The organism is Thalassotalea agariperforans (genome assembly GCF_053470345.1).
The window spans coordinates 17,231-34,508 of record NZ_JBQMWH010000005.1 but is presented as its reverse complement, the minus strand read 5'-3'; the positions used below and the strand labels follow the sequence as shown (position 1 = coordinate 34,508).

Below are 17,278 nucleotides of genomic sequence, written 5' to 3'. Positions count from 1 at the left end.
TAAAAAGGCCATCAAGCAGGTTTACTTGATGGCCACGTTTTAGTGTTTACGCCTCTTCTTCCACCAAGGTCATTAGTGAAGTATTACCACCCGATGCTGTGGTATCAATACTCACGGTTTTTTCTGTTACTAATCGCTGTATTAAATGATCATAATATTCAGAGCTGATCACGGGCAAAATAGCGCCTTGACGCTCTGCTAGTTTTTCGCTGATATAATGTTTACGATCACAATGACTATCAACCACAACCCCTGATAGTGCAGGATGTGCTAGCATGGTTGATAAATGACGTAGGCGCGCAACCTGAAAAACATTTTCGTCTTCGCCGGTAGCAATAAATTTGTCTCGAAAGGCAAGCGCTTCTTCATAATACAGATCAGACACTACGGTTATTACGGTATTACCCGTTGCTAATGCGGTAACAATAGAAAGCACCCAAAAGTGAAAGCTAACATTGCCATCAGCAAAACAAATAATATTGCCGCGATTTTCTAAATAAAGCACGTTAGATTCACCAGTTGGCCCAGGTAAAAAGGTTGGTTTTTTTAACCGTTTTTCAATATCAATTAACTGTGAACGGGCGGCTTTTAACGTGCGGTTTAAATCGTCTGCTAAATCATCAACAATTTCAACATGGGCAATTTTTGCTAATAACTGACGGACCGCAGAAATACGTGTATTTAATTCCGTTAAGCGCCAATGCTTTTCAGCTTCATTGGCTTTTTTCATGAATTGTTCAGCTTCGATATGTGATGTTTTATCGCCGGTTAAGGCGGTAATTTGTGATGGCAATAAGTTAAATTGCTCAGCGTCAGGTGTGGCTTTTTCTTTAACTAAACGAGTTAAATAATTAGGCCCACCAGCTTTCGGGCCGGTACCGGAAAGGCCTCGACCACCAAAGGGCTGAACGCCAACAATGGCACCAATCATATTACGGTTAATATAAACATTGCCGGCACGTGATAATTTAGCTAGTTCAAAGGCTCTATGTTCAATACGGGTATGAATACCCATGGTTAAACCAAAACCTGTGCTGTTGATTTCATCGATCACTTGTTCGATGTTATTGCCTTGAAAGCGAACAATATGAACACATGGGCCAAATACTTCTTGTGTTAATACGCTGATATTGTCAATTTCATATAGGCGTGGTGCAAAGAAATAATGCTCCTTACCAGCGATATCTTCAGCAAGTTTGCATTGATACAGCAGTTTGCCATGTGTTTGCATATAGTCGCTGTGCGCATTGAGGGCATCAAGGGCTTTTTGATCGATGACAGGTCCTATGTCGGTACTTAATTTTGCCGGATCACCAACATGTAACTCGGCTAATGCGCCTTTGAGCATGGTAATAATATTATCGGCAATGTCATCTTGTAAAAATAATACCCGTAGAGCTGAGCAGCGCTGGCCTGCAGATTGAAAGCCTGATGAAATAACATCATCAACGACTTGTTCTGGCAATGCGGTTGAGTCTACTATCATGCAGTTTTGGCCGCCTGTTTCAGCAATTAATGGTACTTGATCGCCACCTCGCTCAGCTAATGTTTGTGATATTCTGGTACCTGTGGCTGTTGAGCCGGTAAACATAACCGTTTGAATACGGCTATCAGGAATGATGACTCGTCCTACTTCACTACCTTCGGCAATAACTGCTTGCACAACACCATGAGGCAAGCCAACATATTGCATCAGTTCTATGGTGCGCAGGGCAATTAAACTGGTTTGCTCGGCCGGTTTTGCTAATACGGTATTACCTGTAGCAATGGCGGCGGCCACTTGTCCTAAAAATATCGCTAAAGGGAAGTTCCACGGGCTAATACATAAGATAACCCCACGGGCTTCTAAGCGTTCATCTTCAGCTAGTTCAATTGCACGCTCTGCATAATAACGACAAAAATCTACCGCTTCTCGTACTTCATCAATGCCGTCTTGGGCAATTTTACCAGCTTCTTTGATGCATAAAGCGATCAGCTCGTCACGATGGCGCTCTAAAATATCGGCAATACGGCATAATAAAGCGGCACGTTCGGTAACAGGCGTTTGTGACCAAGTAGCAAACGTGGTTTCTGCGGTTTTGATCATCAATTGCATGTCGGCTTGCTCATGATGTTGGTGAAAGCCAATAATTTCATGGTGATCAGCCGGGTTTTTAATAGCGATATGTTCCGCAATTGCTTGGGGGCGATTTTGCTCATTAATTAAATGACGATTTAACCAATCATCTAAAGCCGCTTTTAATGGGGTCAATTCATTAATATCCGTTAAGTCGAGCCCTTTGGAATTATCACGTCCTAAGCCATTTTTGTCGTGATATAAAGCGATAGGTTTAGTAATTTGTTGATTGTATTTATCTTTTAAACGTTGAGTTTTTTCAACTGGATCTTCTAACAACGACTCCACCGGTTGTGATTCGTCAACTATGGCATTAACAAAGGAAGAATTTGCGCCATTTTCTAACAAACGACGAACTAAATAAGCTAACAGATCTTCGTGCTGACCAACAGGTGCATAGATGCGACATTGTATGCTTTCACTAGTGACTATTTGATCGTACAACGAGTCACCCATGCCGTGTAAACACTGAAATTCAAAGCCTTCTTTATCATCACCGGCTAATTCAACAATAGTGGCTGCGGTATAGGCATTATGGGTGGCGAATTGTGGGTAAATGGTGTCGCGATAGGCGAGTAATTTATTGGCACAAGCGTGATAAGAAACATCGGTGGATGATTTCCGAGTAAAAACAGGGAAATCTTGTAGGCCATCTTTTTGGGCGTTTTTTATTTCAGTATCCCAATACGCACCTTTTACTAAACGCACCATCATTTTTCGGTTGGTTTTAAGGGTGAGTTCTCGCAACCAATCAACAACAAAAATCGCGCGTTTTTGATAGGCTTGTAGGGCAATACCAAATCCTTGCCAGTTGCCTAAATCGTCATCGCTGAAAACGGCTTCAATTATATCAAGTGAAATATCTAAGCGTTCAGATTCTTCTGCGTCAACGGTTAAACCAATATTAAAGTGCTTTGCTTGTAAACAAAGGGCTTTCAGTTTTGGCACAATTTCATTCATTACTCGGGTTTTATGGCTAAATTCATACCGAGGATGAATTGCGGAAAGTTTGACTGAAATTCCGGGTACACGTCGTGGATCATTTTTACCGGAAGCTTGGGCAACACCGCCGATAACATCAATAGCATCTTGATAGGCTTTAAAATAACGTTCGGCATCAGCGCTAGTGCGTGCACCTTCGCCTAACATATCGTAGGAATAGACATAACCTTGTTGTTCTTTGTTGGCGGCACGCTCGGTCGCCGCTTGAATGGTTTCACCCATGACAAATTGATTACCCATAATTTTCATGGCGTAATTCATTGATTTACGAATAACCGGTTCGCCTAAACGGCCAATGGTTTTTTTGAGTAAACCAAAGCTGTCTTGTTTACGTTTATCGGCATAATTGACCATAGCACCGGTGATCAATAAGCCCCACGAAGAAGCATTAACAAATAACGATTCGCTGCTGCCTAAATGAGTGCTCCATTGACCTTGTGATATTTTGTCGCGAATTAAAATATCTTGCGTTTCTTTATCTGGCACACGCAATAGTGCTTCAGCCAAACACATTAAAACCACGCCTTCTTCACTTGATAGTGAATATTCATTTAATAAGGCATCAATGGCGCCATTATCGATTTGATCATGGCGTATTTTTAATACCATTTTACGGGCGCGCTCCCAAGCTCGGCTGCGGGCGCTAACATTAACTTCAGCTAAGGGCAGGATGTGATCAACAGCGATATTTTCATCAATACGATAAAAGTCACGAATCTTCTGGCGAATGGGACAGTCGGTGGAAAACGAGTCATTAAATAACATATGCTTGTCCTTATGTTTGATGAAAGAATGAAAATGAATGTGAGTTTTGAGGTACCTGAATTAAAATGTTTTATCTATTTAAAAAGTAACAAAAATATATACTAACACCATAGAAGATCTGAATGCTTAAATACAATAAAAAAGTGTAAAACTAAGTTAATCAGATATATTTTTTACAAATTAAGCGAATAGTTGACTTAAGCTTATTTGAGCGTGTTGATCTTCACTGCATATTTTTTCAACATGCTGTATGGGTTTTATCCAAGGTAGAGCAATTGAAGTGTAGTTGTTCTACACAAATGAGCGATAACTTCTAGCAAAGCCTACAGATGTTCTCCTTGGGAGCGTTCTGAGCACTCCAGCACTGCGTTACTCATTGTTTATATATTCATGTATAGAAGAAGGTGATTAGAACAAAAATCATACACGAAAGGTCAATGCACCTAATCTTTGTGCTTTGTATAATATGAGGTAAAATGCCACTCGTTCTAGGATTAATGACAAGGTTGCTACTTTGAACATATCATTTTTTATTCGCTTTATTGTGGCGTTAATTGTGTTGCAAAGTGCTGTTTTTATTTTACAAACATTCCCTATAACCGCACAGTTTATTCAAGTGACTATTGCTCAGGTTTCAGCATGGTTTTATAGTTATTTTGATGTTAATGTAGCGGTTGCTGAAAACAGAATTATTCACACAATATCAAATCGTTATGTTATTGTTGATAATAGCTGTACCGGCTTTATGTTATTAGCTAGCGTTTGTGCTTTGATTGTTGTAGTGGTAAAACCGTTTAAGCTTAAAATAATGATGATTTTTTCAGCTTTTCTTATTTTACAGTTTGAAAATATTATTCGAATTTGTCATTTGTTTTATGAAATACAAAAGCCAAATAATGCCTTTGATTTTTATCATCTTTATGTTTGGCAATGTCTCAATTTTATTACTGCGCTCATTGTTCTTTGGGGTATAAAAAAAGTGTTGAACAAAGAACGTTTAACTTATAGATAGGAAAGTATGTTTAACATTTTGTTTTATATAATTATTATGTTTTTATTTACACCTTATGTCTTCGCTGCGCCTGGTGGTGTTGATCCCGGCGCAGACGCGGGTGCTAGAGTTCCTGCCTTACATATTATTATCGAAATATGTTTAATCGCTGTAATTGCCTTTATATATCGTAAAAATAAATAATTATTGCGACTAAAGTGATGTAACAATAGATGTTGGTCGAACTATCACTTAAACAGCAAATCGCTGATTTATCACTTGCATGCTTGAGTGTTTTTTTATTTTATTTAGCATTTCCAAGTGGTGGTTACGGGCATGCTGCTTGGTTTGTGATGGTTCCACTGTTGCTGGCTATTAATCATCGACCGAAAGGTTATGTCTTTTTATTAAGTTTAATAGCCGCAACCTTTGGCTGGATGGTGAGTGTTTTTTGGCTGGTTGGTAGTTTAGCTGAGATAACATCAACACCGTTCAACATTATTATTCCACTCGTATTTATTTGTTGTTTGCTGTTTGCTTTACCTTATGCCATTGCTTGTTGGCTGCATTGTTATTTTCGCTTTTCAACCAGTGTTGTTGGTGCTTTTTCATCGGCAATCATTTTTACCTGTCTAATTAACTATCTTCCGCAAATACTGCCTGGAAATTTGGCACACGCTTTATATCAAGAAACTCGTTTTATTCAGCTGGCTGATATTGGCGGTGTTCCTCTGGTGTTTTTTATTATTCATGCGGTGAATTTGTTATTAGCCAATGGGATTTTGCTATGTAAGAAAAAACCATTACAAAGTTTACAATGTTTTGCTTTTGCAGTGTTTATTTTTATGGCTAATCAGTTTTATGGTGAGCATCAATTAGAAAAGTATCACGCTAAACCAGAAGAGGGCATAATCACGGCAGCATTAATTCAGCCTAATATTACTGTCGATAATAGAACAAGAGAAGATTGGTTAAGGGCATCAGTTAATGTTGCACGAATGATCAACGACATTAATCAAAAACAGCATGTTGATGTATTTTTAATGCCAGAATTGCCAGTGCCAATTTCATATCAATATTTTGCTGAAGATGCAGAAATATTTAATGCAGCGATAGAAAATAAAGCATTAATGTTAACATCAATCGAACCGATAGGAGATGAATTAAGCAATGACGCTGGTTTTTATAACACAATTGAGTTTATTGAACAGCAGCAAGTTACCCGCACTTATCGTAAACAGGTATTATTACCCTTTGCCGAATACCTTCCGTTTGTTGACTATTTTCCGTGGTTAAAACAGCTTTTTCCTTATGCGCCTAACTATTTTTCGGGTGATAAAAATATTTTGCTTCAATTTAAAAATAAACAAGATAACCTAAATGTGGTGCCATTAATTTGTTATGAATCGGTATTTAGTGATTTTGTTGCTAAAGGGGTTGGCTTAGGTGGAGAGGTTTTATTAAATAGCGTTAATGATGGCTGGTTTGTGAATACAGCTGGTGTAAAAATACATTTGGCGTTGTCGTTATTTCGTAGTATTGAATATAGAAGACCTTTAATTAGAGTGACCAATACAGGGCAAAGCGCTTTAATTACGGCGGGTGGTCAAATGTCACCTAGTTCTATAATTCAAGAAAATACTCAAAGTTATGCTGTGGTTAATTTATCACATACTGCCGAGTTAAGTTTTTATCAACAATACCCTCAAGCATTTAAATATTTTTGTTGGTTTATTAGTGCCGTTATTGTCTTCAGGAGAAGAAACCGTGCAAGAGATTAAGCAAAACATCATTGCGATTGTGGCTGAATATACCGATGTTAGCCCAGAAGAATTTGATGAAGTAACTAGTTTTGACGAGCTTGGTATTGATTCTTTATCTTTAGTTGAAATTGTTTTTGATATTGAAGAAGCTTTTGATATTAAAATCCCACAAGATAATGAACTATCAGAGAATAATATCGATTTATCGAGTTTCAACGACTTAGTAGCATTGGTGACTCAGCTTATCACTAAGGATAATGGCTAATGTCGGAAATAGTTGTAACAGGTTTAGGTTGTATTTCTGCTGCGGGGCATGATGTTAGTACTTTTGAACAAATGTTATTTTCTGTTCCTGCGGGTTCCGCAATTGGATCCGCTGATGGTTTTAAGGCAAGTGACGGACGAAATGTGGTTGCTGCGCAAGTAAAAGATTACGTTCCAGAACAATATTTTAACAAAGCAGAGTTGAAGTTACTTGATCGTTATGCGCAATTTGCCTTGATTTCTGCAGAGCAAGCCATCAAGGACGCTTCATTAAATTTGCTAACATGTAACCTTAAACGGGTCAGTGTTGTGCATGGCACAAGTATTGGTGGGCAAGAAACAATTGAAGCTTCTTACTCGCAATTGTTTGAATATGGTAAATCACGTACTCATCCTTTTACCGTTCCCAAGTTGTTACCTAGCTCCGCAGCAAGTCATATAGCGATGAAATATGGCATTAAAGGCCCTACGTTTACCACTTCATCTGCTTGTGCTTCTGCAGGGCATGCTATTTCTATGGCGGTACTAATGTTACGTTGTAATTTAATTGATATAGCCGTGGTTGGTGGTTCAGAGGCTTGCCTTACCCAGGGGAATTTTTTTGCTTGGGAGGGCTTAAGAGTCATTTCTAATGATAATTGCCGACCTTTTTCCGCTGATAGAAGTGGTTTGGTTTTAGGTGAAGGGGCTGCAACATTAGTGTTAGAACGAGCTGACTATGCGAAGCAAAGAGGGGCAAAAATTCATGCTAAATTGTCTGGTATTGGCATGAGTTCAGATGCCCATAATATTGTTCAGCCTTTAGCCGAAGGGGCAGAAGATGCTATGAATGCGGCACTATTAGATGCCAATTTAGCGGCGAATACAATTGACTATGTTAATGCGCATGGCTCAGGTACAGTGATCAATGATCAAACGGAAACTAAGGCAATACAGAGCGTATTTGAATGTTCGTCAAAACAACCTTTTGTTTCTTCCACAAAATCAATACATGGTCATGTGTTAGGTGCAGGAGCCGCGTTAGAAGCAATTGCTAGTATCCTTGCAATTAAACATCAAAAAATTCCGGCAACCGTAAATTATAAGCAAGCCGATCCTTTATGTGATTTAAACTTGGTTGTTAATCAAGTGATCACAACACCAGTTACAAGAGTTATGAGTAATTCTTTTGCTTTTGGTGGTTTGAATTCAACGCTGATATTTGAAAAGATTTAGAGATTTAAATGTAGTTTTAAGCGAGATTTGATATATGCTTTAAGATGTTAAGTGAGCCGTTCACATGTCCTCGATAAATTAAGAGCAATATTATGTACGAAGGTGAATTATTATATGGTTTTAGTAGCGTCACCATCGCGATAACGCTTTTTGTGACCATTATTTTATGTAATGAATTAGGCTTTAGAGTTGGCCGTTTTATTCAGGCGCGTATTGATAGTGAAGTGAAAACACTAACGGGCTCTATTCAAGCGAGTATTTTAGGTTTATTGGCATTGTTACTTGGTTTTACATTTAGTATGTCAATGCAGCGTTATGATAATAGAAGCATGGCGTTGATAGACGAAGCCAACGCAATAAGCAGTGCCTTGTTAAGAGTGCAACTTTTACCTGAAGCATATCAAGCAAGCGCGGATCGTTTGTTAACTGAGTATATTGATTTACGTGTTGCTATCAGCAAAATAGATTTAACTAAGCAAACGGAGCGCCAAGCGTACAATAAAAAAATAACTGCGTTGCAGCATCAGTTATGGACTTTAGCGATTGCAGCAACCAATGACGATCCGCGTTCAGTTACTACTGGTACTTTTATCAAAGCATTGAACGATGCAATTGAACGACAAGGTAAGCGAAATGCGTTACTTGACATGCACGTGCCGGAAGTGGTGTTAATTTTACTGTTTATTGTTTTTATTTCATCAGGTGGCATCATGGGCTACTCTGCGGGGCTAAGTGGTAAACGTATTATTGCGCCGGTGATCTTAGTGTCGTTATTAATTACCTTAATTGTTTTTATTATTATTGACTTAGACCGACCAAAACGAGGGCTTATTCAGGTCAAACAAAATGCGTTAATGGCTTTAACAATGCAGGTTAATAATTAATTTAGGGCTTAAATTTATTATCTTTAATGTCTGAGCTTTAATGAACGTTTAGTTATATACCTGATTTATTTAATTAAACTTTTTCTAGGGCTTCTCTGTTTAAAAAATCTGATAAGTAGTTTTTAGCTTCATTACTGAATACTAAACTTTCAATAACCTCATGAATATCATCGTTGTTGATTACTTGCTGCTGAAACATCATCTCAATTTCGCTAATAAAATTAGCCTCATAAATATAGCAAGCAACAGGTCGTTTGTTAAAGGCAGGAGATAACATTGACGATTTGGTTAGCTTAGCCTGTAGGGCAAGCGCATCTAAAATCGAACTTGGAAAGTTCCAGTGCTTAGCAACAAAATAAGTGATTTTTTTCGAGTTTTTAAACATTAAATCTTTAAAAGCAAATGAGTTGGGCTGGCAATCAGGGTTGACGAAAGAAAATGACTCGATCAATAACTGGTAAATGATCATATCACCTAAGTTACAAATTAAGCCGATTAAATAGCCTTGTGCACTTTCTGATTTATAAGGTGACTTACTTAACAAAGTTTTAGCGACAACGCCTGTAGCAAGGCTGTGCTGCCATATTTTGGTACCATATTGCTTAAAATAAATTAATGTTTGAGGTGCTAACTTGCTAACAAAACCATTAATAACTCCCTCCATTAAGCCATTGACACCAAGCAACATAAAAGCGGTTTTAAGATCAGATATTTCTTTGCTGCTGCGGTTGTAAAATGAAGAATTTGCAAGCTCTATCACTTTGGCTGCAATAATAGGTTCTTGTTTGATCAAGTCAACTAACACATCAGCATCAAACTCTTTATCATTTAATTGTTCTAGTACAGCTGCCAAAGAAGGTGGAATTGCTGGTAGCGATGCCAAAATATGTTTGGGATTACTTAACAATTTTTCTACTTGGTTAGCGATATATAAAGAAAGCTCGTCATATTTTTCACTAGGCGGTGACTGTCCAAATAGAAAATCATAAAACAATTTCTGATATTTTTCTTCGGTTGAATATAAGTTAATTGATTTTGATGCTAGTGCTGTTTGTAACTCAGCAACTGATTTTTCTTGTTCTTCCGCATGTGTATTTCTATTTTCTTCAAAATAATAAAAGTTTTGTTTATTGCCTTTATTTGCTGACGGAAATAAAAATTTAACTAATTTTTTAAACATAGTTTTACAACATCTTTTTTTTGATAACGAAAGATCATGTTAGAAATAAGGAGCTATTTAATAAAATGCTAAACGAGATTTATGCTACCGAGCATTATTTACGTATTGATGAAAACAAATAACGCTAAAGTCTTTTATAGCCTTTAGCTAGAGCGATTCTGCTTCTATTCAACCTCTTTATTTATACCATATTTATTCAATAAGCATACAAGTTAACTTTTAAATTTTTTTAAAATTTTAATTTCTTTATATTCAGAAACTTAGATAAATTGGTAATAGAATTTAATTGGTAAGGCCGCTAGGTCACTATACCTTAAGTCCGCATGGTGATATATTAATTTACGATTTTTAAAATTAATAAAAAATGTGTTAAAGGGGAGTTATATGCCAAATCATAAATTTAAAAAGCCTTTTCCTTGCTTTAAAAGAACAGTGCTAAGTTCGATCATCGTAATGAATATTATGGGTGTTAACGCTCAAGAAGTTGAACAAAAAACAGCGGATGATGCCGATAACGTTGAAGTGATCACGGTTTCTGGTATTCGAGAATCATACCGTAGTGCGATTAATAACAAACGTGGTGCTGCTAACATTGTTGACTCTATTTCTTTAAAAGACATTGGCGCATTACCTGATAACTCAGTTGCTGAAACGTTAGAACGTATTACTGGTGTATCTGCTGACCGTTTTAAAGGTAATGCCAGTGAAATTTCAATTCGTGGTTTAGGGCCATTTTTAGGCATGTCGACTATTAATGGCCGTGCTATTTCATCAGGTAGTGGTAATCGTAGTGTTGCTTTTAGTCAGTTTCCATCAGAATTAGTTAATGGGGTAACCGTATATAAATCACAGTCAGCTAATTTATTAGAAGGTGGTGTTTCAGGTACGATTGATTTGGGCACTATTCGCCCTGTTGATTATGGTAAAGAACGCTTTCAAGCTGAAATTAAAGGACTTTATAACGAATACCAAGCTAAATTTGATGATCACGATGGCTTAGGACATAAAAAATCATTCAGTTATGTAAATAGCTTTGATGTCAGTGAAGCGGAATTTGGTTTTGCTGTTGGTTATGCTGGTGGTAAAACATCTCGTCCGGAAGATACTTATTTAACAAGTTCTACTTTGCGTCCATGTAATTCAGATTATGCATTAGACGGCGGTAGTAACTGTAGTTTTGATGATGACAATGCGGCGGCAGTTAACGGCAGTAAGATAGATGGTGATTATTACTTTATTCCTAATTTGCAAAGTTTTCGTCAGCTAGAATCTATTGAAGATAATGATGCTGCTATTGTGGCGCTGCAATGGAAAACTGACACTATTGATATTAATGTTGATGGCCAATGGTCAGAACGTTATTATTTTGAAGATCGTCACGATTTATCGTTTGATGATGGTCGCCGTAGAATCACTAATTGGCTAACTGACGAAAACCATGTTTTACAAAGTTATACTGGTAATTCTCGTCTTGGTATCTCGAATGAATTCCGTGATCGTAATGAAGAATATAAAGGCTTAGGCTTAAATGTAAAATGGCAAGCAAATGAAGATTTAGCCTTGATATTTGATGCCGCTTATTCTGGTACTAATCGCTGGCAAAATCAAACACGTGCTCGTTTTCGAAGCGATCGTGTTTGGTTTGATTGGAAGCAAGGAACTACGTCACAATTTCCAGATATTACCAATGTTTATACTGATTTAGATGATCCTACGGGCTCTGCGGTTGACTGGCGTGAAGAGGTTAAAGATTTAGCATTTTTTGATGCTGATAGTGAAGCCAGAAAATATCGTTTTGATATTGATGATCGCATTCGCAGCGCTAAACTTGATGCGGTATATTTACTAGATAAAGGTATTTTCACGTACTTAAATACGGGTATTGCTTACTCCGAACGCTCTCATCAAAACTATGCCGAAGAAAGCATTACAGCCAGAAGTGCAAGTGCAGATGTTGATGCTAATTTAGCTGCAACACTTGCTAATTGTAGTAGTGACTTCCGACAAAAAGATTATGGTGATGATGCCAACAGCCCTGTTTCAGAATGGGCCTATATTGATACTTTCTGTGCGCATAATGTCATCACTGAAGGAGAGGTATTAATGCCTGATCCTAAAGCACCGAGTGAAAATGATATTAACATGGTTGAAGAAGTTACCTCATTTTATGTTATGTCAGACTTCGAAACTCAAGTGAGTGGCATGTATTTATCTGGTAATGTTGGCTTGCGTTATGTTGAAACTGACATTACATCACACGGTGTTTCACAAGGTTATACGGTGACTACTGATGAAGCTGGTTTTGTTGATCTTAATGCCAAAGGTGAGATTGACACTTATACATTAACCAATAGTTTCAGTAACTTATTACCAAGTATTAACATGACCTTAGAATTACTTGATGATGTTGAACTTCGTTTAGCTGCTTATAAAGCCGTATCACGACCTGATATGTGGTTTTATGGTGCAGGCCGTGATGTTAAAGACTTTAATGACGGTGAATATCGCACAGTGGAAGCCGCATTATCAGACGGTAATGTAGCTTCAAGTGGTAACCCTTATTTGGAATTATTAGAGTCTAATAACTATGAGTTAGGTGTTAACTGGTATTTTGCAGAAGAGTCGATGTTTTCATTAGCTTTATATAGTAAGTCGTTTGCGGCACGTATGGGCTCAGAAAATAATGTTGAAGATGTTATTATTGATGGTCAAGCGTATGAAGCTGAGGTTATCGGTACGCCAACTATTTTTGATGATAAATCAGACATAAATGGTTTAGAGCTGACTCTAACGCATCAATTTTCTAGTTTACCGGCACCGTTTGATGGTTTAGGTATTTCAGCAAGTTATAACTACGCGGATTCTGATTATAAAACGCCAGAAGCTGGTGGTAGTATTCCTGCAGAAGTAAGTGCAAATGTGACACCAGGTAACTTGCCTGGTTTATCTGAGCATGTTGCTAATTCTCAAGTGTATTGGGAAGGAGATAATGCCTCAGTGCGCTTATCATATAAATATCGTTCAGATTATTTAAAACCTTTTGGTGCTAATTTTGGCCAAACTAACCGTTTTGTTGAAGACCAAAAATCATTAGATTTAAGCTTAGGTTATAAATTTACTAAAAACTTAAGTATTAAAGCGCAAATGCTCAATTTAACGAATGAACCTGCTGTGCAATATCGTGTTGCTCCTGGTGCTTTCAACCAAATTGAATACAGTGGTCCTAAAGTATTCTTAGGTTTGAAATACAGAATGTAATCATTCTCATAAAAATTAAATAGCAACATTATTGTTAGTTATTTAAATACAAAGGGCTGATTTGGTAATACCATATCAGCCCTTTTTTTATCAAAATTTAAAACTTGGCAACAAAGAGGAAATTATCGCTATACTGGAACGGTAATACTTTAGCAAAAGGTTATTATTGAGGTAATTTATGTCAAAACAGTCAACAACAATTAATCCTGAAATTCCTGCAGAAGCTTTTGATTGGTACGATGAATATGCTCATGGTGGGATGGATCGGCGAACCTTTATTAAAAAATTAGGAACCTTAGTTGCGGTAGGTTATTCGATGACAGTGTTAACTTCGGCTTTGTTACCTAACTATGCCTTGGCTGAGCAAGTTTCATTTAACGACCCTGAGATTAAAGCAAGTTATCAAACGTTTGACTCGCCCTTAGGTCATGGTAAAGGGCAAGGTTATTTAGTTTTACCACAAAATAAAGTGGGCCAATTACCCGTTGTCTTGGTTATTCATGAAAATCGCGGTTTGAATCCGTATGTTAAAGATGTCGCGCGCCGTTTAGCCAAAGCTGGCTTTATTGCTTTTGCACCAGATGCTTTATTTCCCTTAGGTGGCTACCCAGGCAATGACGATGAAGGTAGAGCAATGCAAAAAACGTTAGATCGCTCTAAAATTGAACAAGATTTTATTGCTGCGGCTAATTTTTTAAAGGGGTATAAAAATAGTAACGGCAAGTTAGGTGCAGTTGGTTTTTGTTTTGGTGGTTATATGGTGAATTACCTTGCGGCGGTTGATCCCACTTTACTTAATGCCGGTGTCCCTTTTTATGGAACACCAGCGGCGAAAGAATTAAGAAAAAACATTAAGGCACCTTTACTCATTCAATTAGGGGAACTTGATAAAAGAGTAAATAATACTTGGCCTGAATATGAGCTAGATTTAAAAGCTATCAATGCTCCTTATCAGATGCACATGTATAAAAATGCTAATCACGGGTTTCATAACGATTCAACAGCGCGTTACGATCCTGAAAATGCAGAACTTGCATGGCAACGTACCTTAGCCTTTTTTAAAGAAAAGCTAAGTTAAGCTTAGCTCTGTAGCTAAGTCATTTGTTACTGTTATTTGATTTAAGTTGTGGTCAATATGTTTAAATAGCAGCTGAATTTTTCGCGTTCAAATACTTTACATTGAGTAAAGTTATACGCTTATTACGTGTAGTTGAACGATTTTATTTTTTTTCTTCGGCAAAATGTTCAAAAAATAATGCGAAAGCTAGCGTCATTATTATTGACGCTAGCAAAGATGAGCAGGAGAAAAAAATGAAATATTTTCAATCGATAATGATGGTAACGATGTGGTTATTGCTGAGCGCATGTGGCAGTTCAGGAAGTAATAATGCGAATAACACAGCAACTTCAAAACCAAGTGAAAATCAAACGCCAGAGAACGAACCTATAGTTGTTGAATCAAGCACGATAAAAATTAAGTTAAATCAACTTGGCTATTTACCTAATGCCCAAAAAATAGCAATTGTTCCTAATGTTAACAGTGCCTCATTTTCGGTGATTTCAACGACAACAGCACAAGTTGTTTTTGAAGGAACTTTATCAAATGCTCTAACTTGGTCATTAGCGGGCAATGAGCAATTTAAACAAGCTGATTTCTCGGCATTTGTTCAACCTGGAACGTATAAATTAAGCGTTGCTGGGGTTGAGGATTCAGCTGAATTTGAGATCAATGCCGATGTTTATTCTTCTTTACATGATGCAGCATTAAAATATTATTATTTTAATCGTTCAAGTATGGCGTTAGAGAGCACTTATGCCGGGGAGTGGGCTCGTGCTGCAGGGCATAGTGATGAGCAAGTGAAAGTACATGCTTCAGGGGCATCAACACAAAGACCAGCGCTTACCGTGCTACCATCAGCTAAAGGCTGGTATGATGCCGGTGATTATGGCAAATATGTTGTTAATTCAGGTATTTCTACTTATACCTTACTTGCTGCTTATGAGCATTTTTCAATGTTTTATCAAAACCGTGATCTCAATATTCCAGAATCTAATAATAAGATCCCAGATATTCTTGATGAAGCTTTATGGAATATAGAGTGGTTGGCAACTATGCAAGACCAAGATGGCAGTGTTTACCATAAGTTAACAACACTTGATTGGCCAGGTATCGAAATGCCAAATATAGATACTAGAGAGCGTTTTTTTATCGGTAAATCAACAGCAGCCGCGTTAAATTTTGCTGCGGTTTTATCAATGGCCAGTAGAATCTATCAGCCATTCGAAGATGAGTTTCCCGGTAAAAGTGAACAATGGCTAACCGCGGCAGAGTCGGCTTGGCGTTGGGCGGTAGAAAACCCAAATTTAGCGTATCAACAACCGGATGATGTTAATAGTGGTGCGTATGGCGATAACCATTTTGATGATGAGTTTGCTTGGGCGGCGGCAGAGTTATTTATTACAACACAACAGGAAAGTTACCTGACAACTTACTTTGAAAAATCAGGTGCGCAATCTGTACCATCATGGGCAAATGTTGCCTATTTAGGAACAAGCACTTTGTTATTACAAGGTGAAACTTATCTTAATGCCAGTGATTATCAATCGGTTAAAACCGCGCAATTAGCCTTAGCGGATAGCATTATTTCACAATATGAAAATAATCATTATGCGGTGGCGATAGTGGCCTCTGATTTTGTTTGGGGCAGTAATGGTCAGGTATTAAATAAAGCGATAGTGTTATTGCAAGCGTATCGTTTATCCGGCGATGAAAATTACAAAGCGGTTGCTTTAGAACATGTAAACTATGTTTTAGGCCGTAATCCAACCGATTATTCCTTTGTTACCGGCTATGGTGATAAAACCCCCATGTTTCCTCATCACCGTATTAGTGCCGCAGATGATATCGTTGCGCCTATCCCTGGTATGTTAGTTGGTGGTCCGCACAGTGGTCGTCAAGATGGTTGTAGCTATGAACATTTGGAACCAGCACGTTCTTATCTTGATGAATGGTGTAGTTTTTCAACCAATGAAGTCACGATCAATTGGAACGCACCATTGGTCTATGTGCTTGGATCACTTTTGAGTGAATAATTTGTCTTTACTTAACCTGAACTCGGGCTAATTTTCGCCATCGCCTGCTGTTATTAATATCAGTAAGCGATAGGGCAGGTGAGAAAACAGAGTGATTTTAGCTCTAATTATCGTTTTTCATAATATGATTTTATTGCCGGTAAGCTACTAATACGTGTTAAATGTTCATTTAATTTAGGCGCTACTTTTGCAACTAAGTCGGTTGGAATGTGTTCTAACATGGCCGAGTTTATCCAGCCGACGATAGGAACTATTTTAAGATCAGCTATTGATAGTTTTTGAGCAACAAAATACTCACCGCCTTGCTCAATTAATTTACTTTCAATGAAACGTAAATATTTGGTGAGATCGCCAGTAATTAAATTGTCTCTGGCTGTTTTTAAATAGTCTCCGGTTAATGGAAAGGTCGCGACGATTTTATTAATACAATCTTCTGCCGCATCGAGAATTTCGTCACACAACAAGGCTTGATAAATATCGCTAGGGTAGAGCTCAGCTTGTTTACCTACATAACGTAAAATAGCATTTGATTGTGTTATTTTTTTACCATCAAGGGTTAGTATAGGTACTTGTCCAAGTGGGGTTTGTTCACGCTCTTGTGCAAAATCACTAAAAGGAAAACGATGATCTTCAAAGTTAATGCCTGCAAGGTGAAGCGCTAAGCGGATCGGCTCTGCACGACCGCCATTTACATCAAAATAACTGATTTTAAGTTGTGCCATAGTGTACTCCGTGTTGATCAGGCCA

12 protein-coding genes are annotated in these 17,278 nt (G+C 37.7%); 9 read left to right on the top strand and 3 right to left on the bottom strand.

Annotated features, from left to right (window positions below; translation table 11 throughout):
• Positions 1–46: 46 nt before the first annotated feature.
• A complete protein-coding gene (putA, locus tag ACSLUO_RS08715) occupies positions 47–3,883 on the bottom strand; it encodes a bifunctional proline dehydrogenase/L-glutamate gamma-semialdehyde dehydrogenase PutA (RefSeq protein ID WP_448248003.1) in 3,837 nt (1,278 codons plus the stop codon).
• A gap of 514 nt (positions 3,884–4,397) precedes the next feature.
• Between putA and ACSLUO_RS08710 the strand changes: the two genes are divergently transcribed.
• From ACSLUO_RS08710 to ACSLUO_RS08685, 6 genes are all read left to right on the top strand, one after another.
• Complete coding sequence (locus tag ACSLUO_RS08710; protein WP_448248001.1) at positions 4,398–4,895, top strand: archaeosortase/exosortase family protein; 498 nt, start codon at positions 4,398–4,400, stop codon at positions 4,893–4,895.
• A gap of 6 nt (positions 4,896–4,901) precedes the next feature.
• Positions 4,902–5,078 carry a hypothetical protein gene (locus tag ACSLUO_RS08705; protein WP_448247999.1) on the top strand — a complete coding sequence of 59 codons (177 nt, stop codon included), beginning with the start codon at positions 4,902–4,904 and terminating at the stop codon, positions 5,076–5,078.
• A gap of 29 nt (positions 5,079–5,107) precedes the next feature.
• Positions 5,108–6,655, top strand: coding sequence for an apolipoprotein N-acyltransferase (lnt, locus tag ACSLUO_RS08700; RefSeq protein WP_448247997.1), 1,548 nt, complete (start codon positions 5,108–5,110; stop codon positions 6,653–6,655).
• Positions 6,642–6,902, top strand: a complete 261-nt coding sequence (locus tag ACSLUO_RS08695; protein WP_448247995.1) for an acyl carrier protein — start codon at positions 6,642–6,644, stop codon at positions 6,900–6,902. The genes lnt and ACSLUO_RS08695 overlap by 14 nt, the downstream gene beginning before the upstream one ends.
• The gene (locus ACSLUO_RS08690; RefSeq protein WP_448247993.1) at positions 6,902–8,116 is read left to right on the top strand and encodes a beta-ketoacyl-[acyl-carrier-protein] synthase family protein; all 1,215 of its coding nucleotides are present in this window, start codon (positions 6,902–6,904) and stop codon (positions 8,114–8,116) included. Before ACSLUO_RS08695 ends, ACSLUO_RS08690 begins: the two co-directional genes overlap by 1 nt.
• 92 nt (positions 8,117–8,208) lie before the next feature.
• Positions 8,209–9,000, top strand: a complete 792-nt coding sequence (locus tag ACSLUO_RS08685) for a bestrophin-like domain (protein ID WP_448247991.1) — start codon at positions 8,209–8,211, stop codon at positions 8,998–9,000.
• A 73-nt stretch (positions 9,001–9,073) separates the two neighbouring features.
• On the opposite strand, the gene ACSLUO_RS08680 is transcribed toward ACSLUO_RS08685, so the two are convergent.
• Positions 9,074–10,180, bottom strand: coding sequence for an HDOD domain-containing protein (locus ACSLUO_RS08680; RefSeq protein ID WP_448247990.1), 1,107 nt, complete (start codon positions 10,178–10,180; stop codon positions 9,074–9,076).
• A gap of 384 nt (positions 10,181–10,564) precedes the next feature.
• Here ACSLUO_RS08680 and ACSLUO_RS08675 point away from each other — a divergent pair, with 384 nt between their 5' ends.
• The 3 genes from ACSLUO_RS08675 (at position 10,565) to ACSLUO_RS08665 (ending at position 16,531) form a co-directional block, all read left to right on the top strand.
• Complete coding sequence (locus ACSLUO_RS08675; RefSeq protein ID WP_448247989.1) at positions 10,565–13,438, top strand: TonB-dependent receptor; 2,874 nt, start codon at positions 10,565–10,567, stop codon at positions 13,436–13,438.
• 178 nt (positions 13,439–13,616) lie between these two features.
• Positions 13,617–14,516 (top strand): dienelactone hydrolase family protein, encoded by a 900-nt coding sequence (locus ACSLUO_RS08670; protein ID WP_448247987.1) that lies wholly within the window; start codon positions 13,617–13,619, stop codon positions 14,514–14,516.
• Between the two features lie 233 nt (positions 14,517–14,749).
• The gene (locus ACSLUO_RS08665) at positions 14,750–16,531 is read left to right on the top strand and encodes a glycoside hydrolase family 9 protein (RefSeq protein WP_448247985.1); all 1,782 of its coding nucleotides are present in this window, start codon (positions 14,750–14,752) and stop codon (positions 16,529–16,531) included.
• Positions 16,532–16,638: 107 nt separating this feature from the next.
• Here ACSLUO_RS08665 and ACSLUO_RS08660 read toward each other — a convergent pair whose 3' ends face one another.
• Positions 16,639–17,253, bottom strand: coding sequence for a glutathione S-transferase (locus ACSLUO_RS08660; protein WP_448247983.1), 615 nt, complete (start codon positions 17,251–17,253; stop codon positions 16,639–16,641).
• Between the last annotated feature and the right edge of the window lie 25 nt (positions 17,254–17,278).